The following is a 19811-nucleotide window of genomic DNA, read 5'->3' as shown; positions in this document are numbered from 1 at the left end:
GAACTTGAGTTGGGGGCGCAATGAGTGAGCATGTGCATGCTCTGGATGAGGTGGCTGCGAGTTATGCCTGTCCCATGCACCCCGAAGTGGTCGACGACCACGCTTCTTCATGCCCTGAGTGCGGCATGGACCTGGTTCCCGTTGCACATATGACAAGTCATGACCACGCTCACCATTCCGCTGACGGACACGCAGCCGTGGAAGCGAAGCCACCGGTTTCAAGGAATGCTGCGTCCGCGAAGCTTTACACCTGCCCAATGCACCCCGAGATCATTCAAGATGCCCCCGGGCGCTGTCCCATCTGCGGCATGCATCTCGAGCCTGTCCTGCCCAGTGAGGATGACGACACAGCGCTTCGCGAATACCAAGACATGCGCCGACGCTTTTGGATCTCGGTGCCCTTGTCCCTGCTCACACTTTCCTTGGCCATGCTGAACTTCCCTGCGCTCCCGGACGGCTGGACGCCTTGGGCGCAATTTGCTCTTGCCACACCAGTGGTTCTTTGGTGTGCGGGGCCGTTCCTGAAATGGTCCGTGCAGTCCGTCATCAATCGCAGCCCGAACATGTGGACCCTGATCGGGTTGGGGGTCACCGCCGCCTATCTGTATTCAGTGGTCGCGACCATCGCTCCAGATCTATTTCCGTCATCCCAAATAGACGACGGCACCGTTCCGGTCTACTTCGAAGCCGCCGCGGTGATCTGCACCCTGACCCTCATGGGGCAAGTTCTGGAACTGCGTGCCCGCGCAACCACGGGTGAGGCGATCAAAGCGCTGCTCAACCTTGCCCCATCCACCGCGCACAGGATCGCCTCTGATGGCTCAGAAGTCGATGTTGAGCTTGCGGTGGTGGAGGTGGGAGATCGCGTGCGTGTGCGGCCTGGTGAGAAAGTTCCGGTCGATGGCACCGTTGAATCAGGCGAGTCATCCGTGGATGAGTCCATGCTCACCGGTGAACCGTTACCGACAGACAAAGTTCCCGGCGATGCAGTCATCGGTGGCACCGTCAACACCAACGGCACTCTCGTGGTGATCGCCGCTCAGGTCGGATCGGGGACGGTGCTGGCTCGTGTTGTGGAGATGGTGGCCAAGGCGCAACGCTCCAAGGCGCCCATGCAGCGACTGGCCGACAAGGTTGCTGGCGTATTCGTTCTGGCCGTCATCGGTATCGCGATCGCCACGTTCATCACGTGGGGACTCGTGGGTCCCGAGCCGCGCTGGACCAATGCGCTGGTGGCTGCGGTTGCTGTCCTGATCATCGCCTGCCCCTGCGCGCTCGGGCTGGCCACTCCGATGTCAGTCATGGTTGGCAGCGGCTTGGGCGCCCGCCACGGCGTGCTGTTCAAGGATGCCGCGGCTATCGAGAAGATGTGTGAAATCGACACGCTCGTGGTCGACAAGACTGGCACTCTCACAGTTGGTCGGCCAAGCGTCAGTCAGGTCATCCCAGCCACTGGCTTTGAGAGCGAGCAGGTGCTCCTTATGGCTGCCAGCGCCAACCAGTCCAGTGAACACCCGCTCGCGCGAGCCATCACCACGGCAGCGCGTACGGCTAACTTGAGCCTAAAAGACCCCGATGAGTTTCAGGCCAAGCCGGGCTACGGCGTGGCTGCACACATTGAAGGTCAGGCGGTCTTGGTTGGCAATCGCGACCTCATGCAACTCAATGGCATCACTTGGTCAACTGACTTGTCAGACAGCGAGGAAAACGGGCAGACGGTCATCTACGTGGCGGTCGATGGCAAGCTCGAAGGCTTGATTGCACTCAGAGACACAATTAAGGAGACAAGCGCGGAGGCGGTACATGCGCTACACCGCGAGGAGATTTCCATCGTCATGGCCACCGGTGACGCAGCTGGCCCGGCGCAACGCGTGGCCAAGACACTGGGCATCGACGCGTTCCATGCAGGGGTCAAACCCCAAGACAAACTCATCATCATCGAGGCGCTCCAACGCGAAGGTCACCTGGTGGCGATGGCCGGTGACGGCATCAATGATGCGCCTGCACTTGCTCAAGCAAACATTGGCATTGCGATGGGCACCGGTAGCGACATTGCGATTGAATCTGCGCAGATCACGCTGGTGAAAGGAGACTTGCGCGGCATCACGGCCGCTCGCAGCGTATCTCGGGCCACCGTGAGCAACATGAAACAAAACCTATGGTTCGCCTTCGCATACAACGCCACAGGCATCCCTATCGCGGCCGGCATTCTCTACCCATTCACCGGCTTGCTGCTGTCTCCGATGATTGCCGCTGCGGCGATGAGCCTCTCAAGCGTGTCCGTCGTTCTCAACGCGCTGCGCCTGCGATCCGCCCGGATCTAGTTCAACTAGTGACGTAGTCGAGGAACACAAATGGGGAGAAGCGCTGGACGCCAATGGCGTCCAGCGCTTCTCCCCATTTGGCGCGAGAACTGCGCCAAATGTGTTGCGCTTACTTTGGGATGTCGATTCCGTAGACGCGTGCCGCGTTGTCTTGCACGATCTTGGCACGGACCTCGGGAGTGAGGTTCTTCGTCACTTCGGCGAAGTACTCACGCGAGTTCGGGAAGAGGCAGGTGGGGTGCGGGATGTCGGTCATCAGCATGACGTTGTCCACGCCCACGTCGTCGAGTACTTTCATCGCGGACTTCTCAAACCAACTCATCACGTAGATGTTGTTGCGGAAGTACTCAGTAGGACGGAGCTTCTGCAACGATCGCTCTTCTTTCGTTGTCACCATCTCGTCGAGTTGGTATTCACATGCTTCAAGAACGAACGGAACCCACCCGATGCCGCTCTCTGCTGACACGACCTTCACGTTGGGGTAGCGATCAAACAAGTCACTCATGATCAAGTTGGTGATCACCCGGACATTGGATATGTAGAACTGGGTTGCCAAGACCGCGAGCCGACGCTGGGGGCCAAATGACTGCCAGAAGATGTCTGAACTCGTACCGGAGACGACGGAATTCTTGCGTGATTCTTCACCGGTGTTCGGTGGCAGGCCACTACCAATATGGAAGTTCATCACTGAGCCGAGGTCATTGGCCAGTGACCACATTGGTGCGAAGTACGGCGCATCAAGGTCAGGAAGTGAGACCATTTGTGGCTTGTCGGTGACCGTGAACCCTGTAATACCCTGCTCATGCAGACGTGTCATCTCCTTGACCGTCAGATCCATATCCCAAATCGGGAGAATGCACTGCGGAAGCATGCGGCCGCCTGACTCGTGCTGGACGTCGACCATTCCGTCGTTGTAGATGCTGCTGACGATGTTGCGGAACTCAATGTCCTTGATGCCCATGACCGCGTTCGAAGCGAACCCAATGGAGTTCGGATAGAGCACCGCCGCATAGACACCCTGCTTGTCCATGAGTTCCAGCCGGCCCGGAACCGACCAAGCCGAATCGTCAATATCCTCGAACGGCAAGGACAGCACGCCCAGAGTTTTCGTCCCACCTTTGGCAATTGTGTGGCCGCCGAGACCTGTCCAATAGTTGCCTTCGAGCATCCAGCAAGTCGTGCCGTCCACCACACCCAACTGTGGCACGCGGTCCTTGAACTTGGCGGGAGCCCTCGAAGTCCAAAGATCCGCAGGTTCTGCAAAGTGGCTGTCGCCATCAATAATGGTGAGTCCACCCATGATCTCTTCGACTTGTGTGGGACTCATTTCTGAAGTGCTCATTTTAGCCTCGTTCTGCCGTGACTGGCGGTGGCTACTCAGACGTCCCGCCGAGGTCGGTACCATCGTGGATTCGTCCGGCCAGCATGCATAGGGACTTTGGTCCTCATGAAACGGCGCGCTAGCGCTTCTTGAACGTGACCTGCACTGTCTTGCTTGACGAATGTCCGTCGATTGACTTGAACGTGACTTTCTCGCGTGCCGTGAAACTACTTTTCTGCGCGAGCAGTGCTTTCCCGGCGGCGGTGGCATGGAGGGGCACGGATACCTTTCCCGCCTCATTCACCTTTACTGTCTCCGGCTTGACTAGTGCGACCTGCCTATTGACTGTGGCTCGGGATCGATTAGCGAAGTCCTGGACTACGAAGAAGGTTCCAGCCCCGGGGCTATCGAGCAGGATTTCCGGCGATCCGTCCCCGTTGAAGGCGCTGACCGGCATCGGAATTGTTTCGAATGGGCACTCGAACACCGATCCGTACCCCATCTGGGCCTGGTTGATGAACGCGACGTTGAACAGTCCGGTCGGTGGCGTGCTCGTGACGACATGGATGACGATGGCGCGTCCGGACGGGATCGGGGCGAAGAGCCCGTTCGAAGTCCCGGACGGCAGTCCGGTCGTATCGGGTTGTCCGGGGAATCCGTCGAACGAGAGCGCGGTGATCTTGCCGCCGGGAAATCCGGCCACAAAGCCACCAATCGGTACTGACGCGCCCGTCACGCCGAGGCTCCAACTCGTCCCTGTCCCGGTCGCCTTGCATGTGACTCCCGCGTCTTGAGCGTTTGCCGCGCCTCCGGCGGCGAGTACTGCACCGCAGGCAAGCGCTGCTACGACGAACCGCTGACGCCTCATCATCGTGTCCCTCCATCGCCTATGAGGCCGACTATCGTCCGCCGGTCTCGCTGGTCAAAAAGTTCTTCTCGCGATTCGGCGGTCAGGCATTGTCGGCGTAGACACGTCAAACCACGAGATCACTGCGTGATCGTGGGCGGTGGATTCAGGAAATTCGGATCTCGACATCGTCTTCTGAAATGCCGGTACTGTCATGCGATGCGCCTATATTTCGCGAACCGCTTGGCCTCATCGATTGCCGTGCTGGCGCTCGCGGTTGCGGTGATTCCTGCGGGTGCCGCGCTCGCGGCTGCGTCTCCTGGCTGGAATGTCGGCAGTTGCTTTACAACGGCTGAGGTCCAAAACGATCTGGTCGACCTCAATTCCGCCGTGTCATGCGCGAAGCCGCATACCGTGCAAGTAATTGGCGGAGCTGCACTCTCTCCGGTCTTTGCGGAGTACTCACTGACCCAGTTGCGCGACCAGAAGGACACCGGACTGCGGGCAGCACTCGCCGAATTCGGACAGAAGATCTGCTCCGGCACGGTGACCGCGGCCGGAATTTGGCCCAAGCAGGGGGCAGCACTAGCGAAGGTTCTCACCGGATTCGCCGCGACGGCTGCCGGTGGAGTGCTTCCAGGACTCAAGGAGCACCAGAACTTTGGTTGGGTGTTTCCGGACACTGCCGCATTCAATGCCGGTGATCGATCGATGATCTGCGTGATCTACTCGCCCGACCAGAAGAAGGGTGCGGGCGTTGCCGCCGCGAAGGGCTTGCAGGGCAATGCCCAACTCCTTGGTACCACCAGCACACTTCCAACAATGCGTTCCTGCTCGAAGTTGGATGGATCAGGTAAGAACAACATCGACATTTCATGCTCGAAGCCACACGTCGATGAGCTAATCGCGCATTTCGTCGGCAAACTTCCTGCCGATGTTTCCGCGATGACTGATGCTCAATGGGTGCCGTATGACGCGCAATGCCAAGCGATAATGGACGTGCTCGTCGGCGCGAAGAGAACCGATTTGCGAGTGAGGGCGGACCCGGATGGAAAGGCGAAGGCGAACACGCTCATCTATGTCCCATGTTTTGCCAGCCGCTCGAAATCAGCCGACGGGAAACATCCGAATCTGCCAGGCGGGACCCTGGTCGGACTTGGCAACAAGCCGCTGAAGGCCGCTTAGGATCGCAATGTCGGTCGCGGCGGACCGCCGAAATCAGTGGCTGCCGACACAGATATTGGAGATGAGCAACACATGGCAGTTTCGCCCACCCTCGACGATCTCGGCTCAGTGCCGCAATGGTTCAGCCAGGCCATCGCACATGCGCCGGAACACGTGGACATGTCGATTCTCGGCGCGAACGTTCATGTCCGCGTGTGGGGGGATCGCTCCCTTCCGGGACTCGTGCTGGTGCACGGCGGTTCTGCACACTCAGGCTGGTGGGACCACATAGGCCCACAACTAGCGCGTTCGCACCGGGTGGTGGCAATCGACCTCTCTGGCCATGGTGACAGCGCATGGCGCGAGAGCTACAGCATGGGCGCTTGGGGCGAAGAGGTGCTGGCTGCTGCTACCGCGCTCATTGATGGCCCACCAATCCTGATCGGTCACAGCATGGGCGGAGGTGTCTCCTTCGCGGCAGCCGGTGAGCATCCAGACTCTGTCGCGGGCCTCATCGTCATCGATACCGCGCTGGATCCGCGGCGCCTGGAGAGGGACGGGATGCTTCCAGCTCTACGCCCTCCGCGTGTTCATGCCACCTTCGAAGACGCAGTCGCCCGGTTCCGCACGATCCCGGAGCAGGCAGTCGTACTGCCGTACGTAGGCCGTCATGTGGCAGAGCAATCACTGAAGCCGGTGGAAGGCGGATGGACCTGGAAGTACGACCCGAACTTCTTCGGCCAGACGCCGGGCCGCTCGATGAGCGAGATGCTGTCGAGTCTGAAATGCCCAACGGTGTGCTTGCGAGCCGAGTTCGGATTAGTGACGCAGCAGATGGCAGAAGAACTACAGGAACTTGTGAGCACCACGATCCCCTTTGTCGAACTGCCGCAGTCTGGTCACCACCCGATGCTTGACCAGCCGCTCGCACTGGTCGCGGCGATTTCCTCAGCCTTGGAACTTTGGATTCGTCCGAAAAGGTGAACGAATGACCGTGTTCAGGCGTGGCTTGCATCTGGGTTCGTATGGCACGGTTGATGACGGCACTGCTGTGTTCGAACGCGCCGCCAAGTGTGCGGTTCTGGCCGAAGCAGCTGGCTTCGATGCCATCTCGGTGCCCGATCACGTTCATCAGAACGGCACGGGCGGCGGACCAGCTTCGCCAATGTTCGAGGCTTACACGTTGCTCGGGGCCCTGGCCATGCGCACGAGCACTGTGAAGCTGTACGCGCTCGTCAGTCCGGTCACCTTGCGCAACCCGGCCTTGCTCGCGAAGGCCGTGACGACTTTGGACGTGATCTCTGGCGGCCGGGCGATCCTTGGGCTTGGCGCCGCATGGGACGTTGATGAGCATGCCGCCTATGGCATCGAATTTCCAGGAACGGGTGAGCGCTTCGATCGGCTCGACGAGGCGCTCAACATCTGCAAGTCCCTGATGCGGGATGGGCACGCCACTTTTGCAGGCGAGCATTACTCAGTTGCCGACGCATACAACACGCCACGGCCGATTCGCGCTTCCATTCCGATCCTGGTCGGTGGCGGAGGCGAGAAGCGGACCCTGGATCTGGTGGCTCGGTATGCCGATGCATGCAATGTGTTCGGCGATGCTGAGACGGTGCGTCATAAGTTCGCCGTGTTGAAAGAGCACTGCGAGCGAGTGGGCCGCGACTACTCAGAGATCTCGCGCACAGCGTTCGCGGCTCCACCTAGAGACGCTGCCAAGTTCGAATCGCAACTCGCAGAGCTTGCCGACGCCGGGGCGCAGGGAGTGGTCGTGCAAGGCATGCTGGAAGCCGATGCGATAGGGCAACTCGGAGCGGCGTTGATGCGAGTCTTTCCCTAATCTCATCTAGATCGCCAACTGCTGGCTCGAACAAAACGACGTGTGGATTGCCATGATCCATTTCAAGTTTCGAAATGTTGTTCCAGCCATTGCCGCCTGCGTCCTCGTTGCACTCGATCTGACGGGACGTAACTCTGACGCATCGCCGATCCGGCGGCCTTGAAGAAGGCTCAGGCCTAGGTTTACGTTCACGTGGAGTTCTAAGTGCGCGACCTTCGAGGGGGCACCATGCTCGCAAGACGAACCATTGGCGGATTGGCGCTGGGCCTGATGGTTCTGAGTGCTCCGATATCGGCGCTAGCGGATACGGCGGATCTTGCGCGGGCCAGTTCGACAGTCAAGAAACAGGTATTCGCGGACCTCTCGATGCCTTGGACAGCGGATCAACGATGCACAGACGTTGCTCTTGCCAAGTCCAATCGCAAGTGGGCGCTCGTCAGCACATCACCGTTTGGATACGCGCATTGTGGTCCGTCGAGTGGCCACACCCAGGTGATCAAGCGGACTGCGAGTGGTTGGAAGTACCTGTTCTACGACATGGAGAATGACGGTTGCCAACGCTTTCACGTACCGGCTTCTGTGCGCCACGATTTCGCTCCGTTTGTGTGCTAGTTCTGTGGCGTACACCAGACTTATGAAGTCTGGGTGATTGAGCCAAGGCGCACATCGGTGGCTGCAGCCTTACTCCAAACGACGTGAAGTTTCGCGGATATCTCTTGACTTCCCATGCCGTGGCACCGTGATTGAGGGTGCCGAATACCTTCATATTGATGCTGTCGCCGCCATGTACCCCGAAGTTACGTGATCCATGCGCCAAGGATCCGGCTTGATGCGTGCAGAGCCCTTCCGGCAACGGAGTGCTCGTGAGATCCAGTTGGACGACATCACCACTCGATGCCGCGATATGTCCCGACCATCAATTGCGTGAATATTCCAGGTAACAAACCGATTGGCCACCTCACGTTTTCACCGACGATGTCAGCACTCGGCGTCGGGATTGCTATCGCTTTATTCGAACGATGACGACCTTGACGTAAGAAACCGCCTTGGTGTTGGAATCAACAATCTCGAGTGTGTACGTGCCCGGCTTCGTCAAGAGGAACACCGGCAGTTGCGCAAGCCCGGCGGAATCTGAAGTTGTGCGTCCAAGAGTCGCAGTTGTCTCGCTGCCCTTGATGCGTATCGAGTACGAGATTCCTGGACGAAGCCCGCGTGCGACCAATGAGACTGGTGCGCTCGATTTCGCTTCGACAACCGGAGCATTCTTTACCCTGATCGCAGACTTCTCGATCATGGTGCGGGGCGTCACGCGTTCGGCGCTTGCCGCGCTGAGGATGACAATCCCTGGCGCAGCGATCACGGCCTTTTCTGGGTTGGCGCTAGCGGGACCGAGTGGCTGAGGCGTTGAACTTGGTGTCGGCGTGGATGTGGGCCTGGCAGTCGGCGTGGATGTGGGAACAGGGCTAGGTGCGACTGTCGGCGTTGTGGTCGTTGTTGGTGCAGGCGTGGGCGTGGGCGAAAGCCGTGCGATGAGGATGTTCGCCAATGTCGTGAAGTTCGGAACCCCCATGCCAGTAGTCATGTCGTATCCCGGCAATGCAGTCCAGCCACCGAGATTGAAGATGTCGCTACTGCCGTCGGTGACATCTGTCATGGCTGCTGCATTTCGCGGGTCGTAGAGGATTGAGTGCACGTCCATAGCTCCGCCACCATTGTCGACAGCGGGCAGGCCTATTGCAGTGAGAACTGCATTGAGGTTCGCGATGCCGACTGCCACCAGGGGAGTTGCGGCACTGGTCCCGTACACCTGTGTCCACGGGAATTGCGTAGCCGAACATGGATAGGAGTTGCAGGCCTGAGTGATCGTGCCAGTGGGAGAGACGGGAGTGGGCAGGACATCGGGCGCGGTCAGCGCGTAGGAGACCGACACAGCAGAACCACCAGTGATGACGAACGTGCCGTCAAAGGGTGCGCCGACTCCGCCTACGGTGATTTCCTCACCCAAGTCCAGTCCCTGAGTCGATGGCGTGCTCAGTGTGGCCACATTGCTCGTGAGTTGCTTCGCGGTCACGGGCAGCCCGTAGTTCGCAATGGCATACAAAGGCCAGCCAGCCAAGGCAGCGACGTCAGGAATCATCCGCCCAGGTGCCGGGCCTGGGTAATTCACCGAAGTTGCTGCCGACTGGTAGGAAGGCATGGCGTAGAGCGAACTCTGCCCGCCACCAGTGCCTTGAGCGCCGGATACTGGGAATGTTGGCACATTGGCACAGTTGGTATTCGGGTTGGAATCGTGCCAGACGTAGTCAGTGTGCGTCAGCGAAGGCGCGAACGCTATCTCAACCCCATGAGCTTGACCATCGGCTGGAGTTTGCCATTGGGTGCCGCCAACGGCAAGAACATTGGGATTGCTGGCCGGATACTGCGGAGTCAGCGTCCCGAAACCGACCGAGGCTGCCCCGCTGGCCGCGGTCGGTGCAAAGTCGTTGCCGGCGAAGTTGAAGGTGAAGGTGTTGGGGGTCGGGGTGCTCGTCACCGTGACGGTGTTCGTCATGGAGAGCAGACCAGGTGCCTGCAGAGTCACGTATGCATGGTCTCCGACTGAGAAGCCGTGCGCAGATCCCGTCAATACGGTCAGCACTCCGGAAGTCAGCGCGATTCCGGAGACGGCTACCTTCGCACCGTTGCCGAAATTGAGTCCTGTGTTGGAGATGCAACCGCCGGATCCCTCGTCCCCGCCTGACACGACGACGATGACACCTTGATCCGCCAATTGCTGCAGCATGAAGTCAGCGTCTGTCTCCTGGGCTCTGACCTCGGCCCCCCCGTAGCTGATGGAGATGATGCATCCTCCATCAGGAAAGCCAGATCCTTTCGAGATGTTGCTGAGGGTGACGTTTGGATCGCCTGCGAATACAAATCCGCACGCGTTCGCGGCCGAGACAAGCATCGAATAGAACGGCTCTGAACCGGCCCCAGTGTTGATCATGGTGATGCTCGCGTTTGCTGGCAACGCTGCGGCCACGACGCTGGCATCGAGTGTGGCTTCGAGGCCGGGCGTCGATGCGGGTGGGTACAAGGTGCTGTTCACCACGGGAAGCGCAACGTTCGGGAGCCCGCATTGGGTCATCAGGTTGTTCACTGCTGTCGCATTGGCCGTCTGGTCAATCTCACCGATGACGATGCGTTGGGCAGCCGGGGTTCCCGAAGGAGTCAGTGGCAGGCCGACCGCAGAGCTCCACTGCTGTGGGGCCAGGCCTAGTTGCGTGGTTCCTTGCATTGGCGTGCAGTCAGCAGTCGGATAGTTGAATCCTCGGAAACTCGTGCCCTCAGCCGTGGTCAGAGCGGGGGCAAGCGCGAGAGCGAGAAGGCCAACGGCGCTGAGCGCAGTTGCCAGAAGGCGACCATGCATGAGCGGAATTTACAGTGAATGATCTCCATTCTTGTGAAGCGTGCGGGTGGACATTCCACAAGATTTTGACCACCGCTAAGGAACGACGACTACAGATGTCGCTGAGGAGCCAGTGTTGCCGGTGCCTGGCATGTCCGCGACAACGACGAGATCAAACATTCCTGCTCCGGGCAAGGTGACGCTCCCAGTGAATGTGTCCGTTGATTGATAGACCAACTGGATGGTCTGAGTGGCGATGCCAGGGGAGGTGACAAGGACACGCACCCGATAGCGGTTGGGAGTCCACGGGCTTGCGGTTGAGATAGGGCAGCCGCACAACATCTGCACCGAGGCGGTTATCGGGACTTGCACTGGACCTGAACTCGTGAGCGCTGAGTGCGGCGCAGGAGTGGTGACGGTGACGATCAGCCCATGCAGAGTCAGAGCAAGAGATTGCTTGTCACCAGGCACGATCCAGATGGGTGCACTGGTCTGACTGACAGGCGTCGGTCCGACGAGTGGACCGTAAGCCTCGACGAATAGGCGCCTGGGGCTGTTGAAGGCGAAGTTGAAAGTTACGGAAGCGGCGGCATCAAGTGTGGGGGTTGGCTGAAGTGGCGTGCGTGGATCGTTCATGATGGCCGCGGTGTCGCCACTGGTACCCACAACCTTGCCGGTCTGCAGCACTTGACCCGTGATCGCGTCCTTGACGACTACCAAAGCCCCGCTAACTTCGGAACTCACCCATTTCGCGGAATTGGCCTGGATACGGACAGTCAGTTGGCTCGGTGCTTCAACTGCAAATGAATGAGCTGCTGGCTGCAGGCTGATCACCATGATGGCAGCGACGAGAGGTATCAGGGCCTGGCGAGTGCGCATGACGCGTGAGGCTACCGAGCGTCAGGTGATGCGCGGAAACCCGGGCTTGCTTGGTCGCAGACCTGCGCAAGTAAGTGCGCTGCCAAGACCGACTTGTGTCTAAGCGTGCAGGATGGACGTGGCCAATCCCCTTGCCCAGTGCGTGGCGCGCTCAGCTTCGCTGCCGAGCAATCTCGTCTGACTGTCTACCAAGAAGCTCTCCGGCTCGGCAATGAGTTCGTACCCATGTCTGGCAAGGCGACGGGAAATCACGCGAGATGCACGACCAGTAAGCAGCGAGCGAGCCAGCAGGCGGGTATCGAAGGCAGCGGCGAACTGTCCGTGCGATGGAGGGCTTGTGCGAAACCAATCGCGAATGCCAGCGGCTTGCCAATGGGGATCCATGCTCAACGGGGCGTCCGGGCAATTGATGCTGCTCTTCTGAGCAGCCTCCAACGCGCTGGCGCGCGAGGCACGCGTGCTCAGCGAACGCACATGGGTGGGTCCGCCGACGACAACAAGGTCCGCTGAACCAACCAACTCGTCGGTAGCCTTGGAGACGTGGACGACAATTACTGATCCACACTCCTCCAAAGCAGACCCGATGAGCTCAGCCACTCGATGGTTGTTCCCATACATGGATTCGTAGATCACGACTGACCGCATGGTGACTCCTGTAGTGAATTGTCCCATTCACCCCAATTGTTCGCTCATTTGCGACGGCGAAATAGGGCGCTTGGTCCCGCGCCACGATTGATGTGCTTCATTCGGGACGAAAGTCTCTACCGGCGATCGCTCATTCACTCCACGGTGAGGGTGTGATCACCACCTCTTGGGATGAGCGCTATGCCGTCAGCGACATGCTGTGTTCCGGGCAGCCGAATATTTGGGTCAAGGAGTACTGCGAAGAACTTCCGGCTGGGCAACTCCTTGATCTGGCAGGAGGCGAAGGACGAAATGCGCTATGGCTTGCCCAGCAAGGCTGGGAAGCGACTGTCGTTGACTGCTCTCAGGGTGCACTTGATCGGGCCAGTCATTGCGCTGGTGAGTTGCGCATTTCAACCAGCGTTCGCGTGGTTCGCGCAGACATTCGCAAGTACCTACCGTCACATCGCGCTTTCGACTTAGTACTCATCGCCTACCTGCACCTTGCGCCGGCGGAGCGCAACGCTGTTCTCGCTCTTGCAGTAAGTGCTGTTGCACCCGGCGGACGCCTGATGGTGATTGGTCACGATAAGCGAAACCTCGCTGAGGGCATCGGCGGTCCCCAGGACGCGAACCTGCTTTTCACTCCGGAAGAGATCGTTGTGCAGCTAGAAGGCCTTGGCTTGCAAATCGCGCATTCTCAGACTCGGGAACGACTCGTAGAAACCGATCAAGGGGCCAGAAGTGCCTTTGACGCAGTGATCATTGCAGCTCGGGTCTAGTTTCGGTTTGCGTTACATGCGCGAGCGCGTACCAATCCCCACGCCTTCTTGATCAACAATCTTGGTCATGCTGTTCTGCGAGAAGGTCGCGAGTAATTCACGCTTCTCGTTGAAGACAGTGCCTTGGCCAGCGATGCGGCCCTTGCCCGCGAAGCTGGCTTCTTGATTGATCAGCGTCCAGGATCCTGCGTCAATTTCGCGATGGAAGTTGATCGTATGAGAGATCACGCCAGTTGAGATCGAGCGATGCGCATCGCTCAGATTCGCAACATCACCATGCGCCTCCAGGGCTAAGCCGATCAGCCAACCATTGGTCGACCAAGCAAGCACGGCTTGGCTCGCGGCGAGTGATCGCACGGGTACCGGCATGCGAGTCCAGAATGACATGACCGGCACCCCATTGGCCAAGGCATGGACCGGGCTTGCATAACGAAGTTCTGCTCCAGGGAAAGTCACTCCTGGTTCGGACTCTCGTGATGCCTCTGGACTAAGCACGCCCGCCGGAATAGTTGGATTGTGAGCGATGAAGTCAGGTTCATCTGCTGTCATCAGGATCATGGACTTTGAAAGCAGGCGTTCTCCCTGCAATGCGCTGATGATCTTGCTGCCGTACGTACGCCCATTGTGGATGTCTTCTACCTCGAAGTGCAGCGGCTGCTCGTAGGTACCTGCGCGGGCGAAGATCGTGTGAATGGAGTTGACATGCTTGGGGTCGGTTGGATCAAGACTTGCGGCCATGATCATCTGCGCAAGCAGTTGCCCACCGAAGATGACATCTCTGCCTTCTTGTGAACCAGCAGGCATGGGAGCCAGATATCGCCTTTCACCGACTTGGGTGAGTTCCAGCAATTCAAGAGAGTCGGGCACGCTGCTCCTCGCGATTCGTAGGGATCAATTCCTTGTGCTGGGGATGTATTCGGTGATGCGACCATTGACGGCTATACGCGTGTGGCGACCAATCTGTACGAACTGAACGGCAGTGCGTGGGCAAGTACCTCGTGAGCGCATCGGCGCTCTCGTACATGTGTTGGTCAGCATCGAAGATTTGAGCACCGACGAATTGAGACATGTGCTGACCCCTGACTTGGACGAGAACTGTGAGTTGAGAAACCAGGTGTGCCTGCGCGTCAGGTTAATGGATTACAAGTGCGATTACATCTGGCTGATTGTGCCGCGCGCCTCTTTCGTGGCAATTGCACGGAATTGCGAGGTCGTGACTCTGCCAAAGGATCCCGGAGTGAGCGAGTTGTGCCCTGCTGTGGCGAACGAAGTCGAGCTAGCGATTGAACGAGAAGGTCTCGTCGACCATTCGCTCGCTCAAGATCCACAGCTCGTCGGCGGTGTCAGGATTGAGGGCATAAGCCTTGACTCCACCTAATGAATCTGTCTGATTGACGCTGGCCACATTGCAATCCTCTAGAAACTTTCCGCCAATCTCATCCGGCGAAGCAACACACGCTGCCCACACCGTTGTCGCCGCACCTTGCGGGACAGTCTTGAATTGCATTTGAGGCGCCCCGGCCGGGGTAGCAGCAGCACGCATTGTGGCAATGAGTTCGGGGGTCACGTGGCGACCGAGTTCAGTCTGGATGCCGCCCGGATGCAAGGCAGCCGCTCGGATGCCCTGATCGCGCAAGCGGCTGTCAAGGGCGACTCCGAACAGGACGTTGGCTGTCTTGGACCGGCCATAAGCCATCCAGGGATCGTATGGAGTCGTTACAAAGCCAGGATCTTCCAGGTTGACGTCTGCACGACGATGAGCGGCTGAAGAAAGCAGCACGATGCGCCCCGGCGATTTGATGAGCGGCAGGACGCGGTTCACGAACACGAAGTGTCCGAGGTGGTTGGTGCCGAACTGCGTCTCGAAGCCATCCTCCGTGGTGCCATAGGGGCAGGCCATAACCCCTGCGTTGGCAATTACCACATCAAATTTCTCGCCCTTTGCGAGTAGTTGCTCGGCGCCGCGACGGACACTTGCGAGCGAAGCGAGATCGACCTCAATCACCTCAAGTGATGCTCCGGGTTGAATGAATTCGCGGACAGATTCCAGTGCGCGGTCGGCTTTGGTCAAATCGCGGGCGGTTCCAACGACGGTTGCACCGTGAGCGAGCAGGGTGCGAGTCGTCTCGACCCCTAGGCCCGCCGAAACGCCGGTGACCAGGAAGCGCTGGCCAGTCAGATCGACTCCTTCGAGGACTTCGTCGGTCGTCGATGCAGCTGAAAATGATGAAGTCATGTGGTGCCTTTCCTGGGAATGCAAGGAGGATTGAGCACAAACAATGGGGCAACCCCGGATTTCCGGAACTGCCCCACCCTAGGGCCGAGCAGAGATCTACTCGAGGCCCTTTCAATGCGCTGAGCGGAAGTTAGGCGGGATCGCCGCCTCCCCTTTCTTGTGACCTTCTAGGAAAGTGGGATCAGATCGCCACAGGTAGCTGCAGGGTCAGGCACGAACTTGCCGTGCTTGACCTCCAAGAACCACTGGCACTTGGAGGGATCGCCATTGGGGGTCAGCCCAGGTGCGAAGGAGACCGGAGCAATGCTGAGCCCAGCACCGTCGTAGTTCGTGACGGCTCGCAGATTCGTCACGAAGTCAGCGCGGTAGGCGCAGGGACCGGCTTCTTGCAGCCCTCGAATGAAGAGGTCCGCGGCCACGTAACCCACTGAAGCGAATGAGGTCTCAGTATTCAAACCCGCTGCATTCATCGCATCTACGTACGCGGTGACGGCTGGATCATCAAGAGTCAGTGGCTTGGTCCCGGACGTGGCAGCAAGTACACCTTCAAGAACATTGCCAGTCTTGGCGACAACGTCAGGCGGCACGATGAGCGACATCATCTTCGCCTTCATCGGCACTCCCTGTTGGTCGAGGGCTTGCAGCAAGGAGATCGCCGAATCAACCAGTGAGATCGAATCGACGCCATCTGCACCTGAATTCTTGATCTTCAAGGCCATAGATGTGGCATCGAATGCTCCAAACGGCATGTCCAAGATTGTCGTGCCAACCTTCATGCCGACCTCAGGCACCGCGACTTCCATGCCCTTTGCTGAGGCAGTTGCACCCGGTGAGTTGTGACCAACGATTGCGACGCTCGTGCTGCCTGCTTCCTTCATGCGCAGGGGAGTGCTCGTTGACGCAAAGCCCGAGTTGTAGACGCCGAAAACTCCGAAGACGTTTGGGTCAACGGAGTACGCCGGCTGAATTGCCAGACCGACAACTGGGACATTCTTCTCGTGCAGCATGGTGAACATGGTGTCGGCCTGAGATGCGTGGAGCAGTCCATACATCTGGTCTTGGTCAATCGCTTTGGTTGCAACTGTGGATTGGCGCGAGCCATCGCTCATGTCGTCGTACACGGTTGTGACAATCTGTCGCCCATTGACTCCGCCTTTGGCGTTTTCCTGTTCGAAGCGCAGTTGGGCTGCCTTGTCGAACTCGGCAAAGGTAGGTGCAGCGGCTCCAGAATTCGGGAACACAATGCCAACCTTCACTTGGGTTGCGCTGACGCCGGGAACAGCTGAGCATTCAAGGCCGCTTGGACTCACTGTCGAATCGATGGCGGACGGGTTGGAACTGCTACATGCTGCAAGAAGCATCGCGGCACTCAATCCAGCAACGAGTGCTGCGGCTTTGGTGTTCCGCTTGCGTGTGGATGCGTTCACGGGAATTCCCCTTCGCGTCGTTCAGCATGAATTCGTATTTGAATTCCCTTCGAGAGTGCTCTTATGAAGAGCCCAAGTCAACGAATGAATCGCACTGCGACACGATTGTTACCGACTCGAAATTTGTGAGTTGTATGTGAGGGATATATGCGTAGCCATTGACTCAGCAAACTAGATTGTGCACAATCTAGTTATGAAAATACAAAGTCATTGCTGGAGCTGTCCTTTACGAACAACCACGGGGCAGTTGTGCCACTTTCGGACTTTGCCGGTCGACCGATGCTGATCGTCAACACGGCGAGCAAATGCGGGCTAACCCCGCAGCTGGAAGGCATCCAGAAGTTGTATGACGACTTCTCGGGTCAAGGACTCGTCGTCATCGGATTTCCGTGCGATCAGTTCGCGCATCAAGAGCCCGGTGATGATGCGCAAATTGAAGAATTCTGCCTTATCAATTACGGCGTCAGTTTTCCGCTGTCGACAAAGATTGATGTCAATGGCAAGAACACGCACCCGGTGTTCACCTTCCTCAAGGCGCATTCGTCCGGCCTGCTGGGCTCCACGATCAAGTGGAATTTCACGAAATTCCTGGTCTCACCCGACGGCGCCGCCATCAAGCGCTTTGCGCCCAAGACGACTCCTGACCAAATTCGCGCAGATATTGAATCGTTGCTGCCAGAATCGTTGTCGTGACCAAGTCCTCTGAGCCCGATCCGACGCTGCTCCTCGACAATCAACTGTGCTTCATGATCTATCGATTGCAGCGCAGCATCACTGATCGGTATCGCCTGATCCTTGCGGATCTAGGTCTTACCTATCCGCAGTATTTGGTGATGCTTGCAATGTGGGAGTCCAAGCGACTCTCGGTCAGCCAGTTGGGAGATCGTCTTAGCCTGGATAGTGGCACTCTGTCGCCCTTGCTCAAGAGACTTGAGTTGGCCGAGTTAATTGAACGCAAGCGCTCGAAGCTTGATGAACGCTCAGTCGAGATCTCGCTGACGGCCCGTGGACGGGCCTTGCGCAAACGCGCACTCGACGTTCCATCAGCGATCGGCGAGTGCTTTGCCGCAAGTGCGGATGAGTACTGGGTACTGCGGCATCAGCTGTCTTCGCTTCTTGAACGGGTGGAGACTGCCAACGCAAAAGATCTGGCCGGCTAGTTACCAGGAGCCGCCGCCGCCACCTCCGCCGCCGCCGCCGGCCCCTCCGCCTGAACCAGAACCGCTGCTTGGGGCTGTGAGCGAGCTTGATGCCGAATGCGATGCGCTGCTGACCAGTGAGCTCATGGCAGCAATCGTCAGGACATTGAATCCTGTGGCTTGAAGTTCTTCCGGGGTGAGATCAGGGAAGGCGCCGACCCAGGACTGCTCAAGAGAGAAGACCACGGCATACGGCAGCATCGTGGCCAAAATGGCACCGGCCGGTAGCCCCAGCCGCTGGGCGAATTCCCGACGCGCGGCTGATGCATCTGTCTCAAGCAGCCTTCGAAACCCAAGAGTAAGCATGAGGAATCGTGCCGAAGCTTCGGTTTCCCGTCGCGGAGTGATGGCGCGCGCGATAGCGCCACCAAGGATCGAACCGATGACGATGCACACCGCCACGACGGTCACGGGCGGTGATTTGAACGCGATCGAAGCAATAAACAAGGCCACTCCAACCGCCGCGACAAGGAACATCCAATTCCAACGTCGGTCAGGTGTGCCCCCTTCGGCATTGCGGCGCCCGGCGGCTTCAGCAGCGCCGACTAAGCCTGAGAATTCAGTGCCCCACACGTCTGCCAATTCGGCGTTGTATGAACCCAAGCTTGCTGGGGATCCAGCAGCGAAGATCTGATCCAGCAGCATTGCTTCCCAGGCCTGCACCTTGACGGCTGCCTGTGGCACGAGTGCGACCGTGAGGTGATCAGCGTCAGCTATGACTACCTGTCCGCGTGCGGCAAGATCAGTGAGCGCGGCGACCATGGCCCGTGGGCGCATGGAAGCGTTGTCGCCCTTCCATGCTGCTGCCATTTCCACTGCGCTCAGGCGATCTGGTGGTTCAAATTGCACGGGCGTGGCGTTGACGGCCACGCCCTTGTCACCGCGGCGCCAGCGGATGGCGAGCACGATGGGCACAATCAACAGCGCAAGAAACAGCACCGCGCCGATAATCATTGCGAGCCCAATTGGCTGCTCGGGTTCAAAGACTTCTACCGGCTTTACTGTGAAGGCAGCTGCTGGATAGTCGATGGCAGTAGTGAGGAATTCACCATTGGCGACGGGACTTGGTCCGAGATCGACTGTCTGACCATTGACTGCAAGAGGACAAGTCTTGGTGGAGCCAAAGGAGCCCAGCAGACATCGAGAAGCAATGGGACTCGCCGGGCCAGCAACGCTCGCCTTTGCGCTGGTGATCGGCACATCAAAGTTGTTGTCGATCAGGTCCCAGAAGAGTTCGACATCTCCAACGGCGAGACCTGGAGGTGCTTGTGGGTCGGCAACATCAGACTTGGTGATCACGCGAAGCGCGTGAGCTACCGAATAGGTGATCACGTAGGTATGCGCGCCAGTCACCTCCGTGTTGGCATCACCAATGCGAATCCGTAGCACGTTTGATTCGTCACTCAGTGTGTAGCTTGCTAGAAATCCATCGACCCTGACTCCAAGAACTCTGACGTCGTACAGGCGCGTGCGACCAGTGCTGTCCTCATCGGCGACAACGAGATCTCGATAGATCCCGTGCTTATTCGGGGTGTTTGAGAAGTCGTAGTTGATGGTCTCTTTGAAATCCACGACTGAGTTGGGTTGGACGGTGGCTACGACGTCATATGAGTTGATCGACTCGGCCGCTTGCGCAGCACTGGCGAATCCAACTCCGATCGCCACAGCAAGCAGAGCCCCGCCGATCCGCGCACAATTCCTCATCATGTGGTGATTGTGGCAGTCCCTTGACGAAGGGGGTATTGGCCCGCGCAGTTGTCCAAGCCATACGCTCAAG

The 19811-nt window shown here is 58.5% G+C and carries 17 protein-coding genes and 1 pseudogene; 8 read left to right on the top strand and 10 right to left on the bottom strand.

Annotated features, from left to right (window positions below; genetic code table 11):
* The first annotated feature begins 20 nt into the window (after positions 1-20).
* Complete coding sequence (locus tag Q7L55_08400; protein ID MDO8732574.1) at positions 21-2324, top strand: copper-translocating P-type ATPase; 2304 nt, start codon at positions 21-23, stop codon at positions 2322-2324.
* 109 nt (positions 2325-2433) lie between these two features.
* Here Q7L55_08400 and Q7L55_08395 read toward each other — a convergent pair whose 3' ends face one another.
* On the bottom strand, positions 2434-3666 hold the full coding sequence (locus tag Q7L55_08395; protein ID MDO8732573.1) for an amidohydrolase family protein: 1233 nt from the start codon (positions 3664-3666) through the stop codon (positions 2434-2436).
* 118 nt (positions 3667-3784) lie between these two features.
* Positions 3785-4516 carry a hypothetical protein gene (locus Q7L55_08390; GenBank protein MDO8732572.1) on the bottom strand — a complete coding sequence of 244 codons (732 nt, stop codon included), beginning with the start codon at positions 4514-4516 and terminating at the stop codon, positions 3785-3787.
* A gap of 195 nt (positions 4517-4711) precedes the next feature.
* Here Q7L55_08390 and Q7L55_08385 point away from each other — a divergent pair, with 195 nt between their 5' ends.
* The 4 genes from Q7L55_08385 (at position 4712) to Q7L55_08370 (ending at position 8111) form a co-directional block, all read left to right on the top strand.
* The gene (locus tag Q7L55_08385; protein ID MDO8732571.1) at positions 4712-5677 is read left to right on the top strand and encodes a septum formation family protein; all 966 of its coding nucleotides are present in this window, start codon (positions 4712-4714) and stop codon (positions 5675-5677) included.
* 72 nt (positions 5678-5749) lie between these two features.
* Positions 5750-6640 carry an alpha/beta hydrolase gene (locus Q7L55_08380; GenBank protein MDO8732570.1) on the top strand — a complete coding sequence of 297 codons (891 nt, stop codon included), beginning with the start codon at positions 5750-5752 and terminating at the stop codon, positions 6638-6640.
* Positions 6641-6644: 4 nt separating this feature from the next.
* Positions 6645-7499 carry an LLM class F420-dependent oxidoreductase gene (locus Q7L55_08375; GenBank protein MDO8732569.1) on the top strand — a complete coding sequence of 285 codons (855 nt, stop codon included), beginning with the start codon at positions 6645-6647 and terminating at the stop codon, positions 7497-7499.
* Positions 7500-7727: 228 nt separating this feature from the next.
* A complete protein-coding gene (locus Q7L55_08370; GenBank protein MDO8732568.1) occupies positions 7728-8111 on the top strand; it encodes a hypothetical protein in 384 nt (127 codons plus the stop codon).
* A gap of 388 nt (positions 8112-8499) precedes the next feature.
* On the opposite strand, the gene Q7L55_08365 is transcribed toward Q7L55_08370, so the two are convergent.
* The 3 genes from Q7L55_08365 to Q7L55_08355 form a co-directional block, all read right to left on the bottom strand.
* Complete coding sequence (locus Q7L55_08365; GenBank protein MDO8732567.1) at positions 8500-10908, bottom strand: hypothetical protein; 2409 nt, start codon at positions 10906-10908, stop codon at positions 8500-8502.
* 75 nt (positions 10909-10983) lie between these two features.
* The gene (locus Q7L55_08360; protein ID MDO8732566.1) at positions 10984-11766 is read right to left on the bottom strand and encodes a hypothetical protein; all 783 of its coding nucleotides are present in this window, start codon (positions 11764-11766) and stop codon (positions 10984-10986) included.
* A 99-nt stretch (positions 11767-11865) separates the two neighbouring features.
* The gene (locus Q7L55_08355) at positions 11866-12411 is read right to left on the bottom strand and encodes a flavodoxin domain-containing protein (protein ID MDO8732565.1); all 546 of its coding nucleotides are present in this window, start codon (positions 12409-12411) and stop codon (positions 11866-11868) included.
* 152 nt (positions 12412-12563) lie between these two features.
* Between Q7L55_08355 and Q7L55_08350 the strand changes: the two genes are divergently transcribed.
* Positions 12564-13172 (top strand): class I SAM-dependent methyltransferase, encoded by a 609-nt coding sequence (locus Q7L55_08350; GenBank protein ID MDO8732564.1) that lies wholly within the window; start codon positions 12564-12566, stop codon positions 13170-13172.
* 12 nt (positions 13173-13184) lie between these two features.
* Here Q7L55_08350 and Q7L55_08345 read toward each other — a convergent pair whose 3' ends face one another.
* The 4 genes and pseudogenes from Q7L55_08345 to Q7L55_08330 form a co-directional block, all read right to left on the bottom strand.
* Positions 13185-14039, bottom strand: a complete 855-nt coding sequence (locus Q7L55_08345; GenBank protein ID MDO8732563.1) for a thioesterase family protein — start codon at positions 14037-14039, stop codon at positions 13185-13187.
* A 36-nt stretch (positions 14040-14075) separates the two neighbouring features.
* Positions 14076-14241, bottom strand: a pseudogene (locus Q7L55_08340) (amidohydrolase).
* 207 nt (positions 14242-14448) lie between these two features.
* Positions 14449-15408, bottom strand: coding sequence for an SDR family NAD(P)-dependent oxidoreductase (locus Q7L55_08335; protein MDO8732562.1), 960 nt, complete (start codon positions 15406-15408; stop codon positions 14449-14451).
* 167 nt (positions 15409-15575) lie between these two features.
* Positions 15576-16835, bottom strand: a complete 1260-nt coding sequence (locus Q7L55_08330; GenBank protein MDO8732561.1) for an ABC transporter substrate-binding protein — start codon at positions 16833-16835, stop codon at positions 15576-15578.
* 210 nt (positions 16836-17045) lie between these two features.
* On the opposite strand from Q7L55_08330, the gene Q7L55_08325 reads away from it, so the two are divergent.
* Both Q7L55_08325 and Q7L55_08320 read left to right on the top strand, forming a co-directional pair.
* Positions 17046-17528 (top strand): glutathione peroxidase, encoded by a 483-nt coding sequence (locus tag Q7L55_08325; GenBank protein MDO8732560.1) that lies wholly within the window; start codon positions 17046-17048, stop codon positions 17526-17528.
* A gap of 53 nt (positions 17529-17581) precedes the next feature.
* Positions 17582-17995, top strand: a complete 414-nt coding sequence (locus tag Q7L55_08320; GenBank protein ID MDO8732559.1) for a MarR family transcriptional regulator — start codon at positions 17582-17584, stop codon at positions 17993-17995.
* Here the strand turns inward: Q7L55_08320 and Q7L55_08315 are convergent, their stop codons facing one another.
* Positions 17996-19741 (bottom strand): DUF2207 domain-containing protein, encoded by a 1746-nt coding sequence (locus Q7L55_08315; GenBank protein MDO8732558.1) that lies wholly within the window; start codon positions 19739-19741, stop codon positions 17996-17998.
* Positions 19742-19811: the final 70 nt, after the last annotated feature.

The sequence above is a fragment of the Actinomycetota bacterium genome, from assembly GCA_030650795.1.
Lineage (GTDB): Bacteria > Actinomycetota > Actinomycetes > S36-B12 > S36-B12 > UBA11398.
Note: the sequence above shows the minus strand (reverse complement) of the source record. Positions and strands in the feature narration are given on the sequence as shown.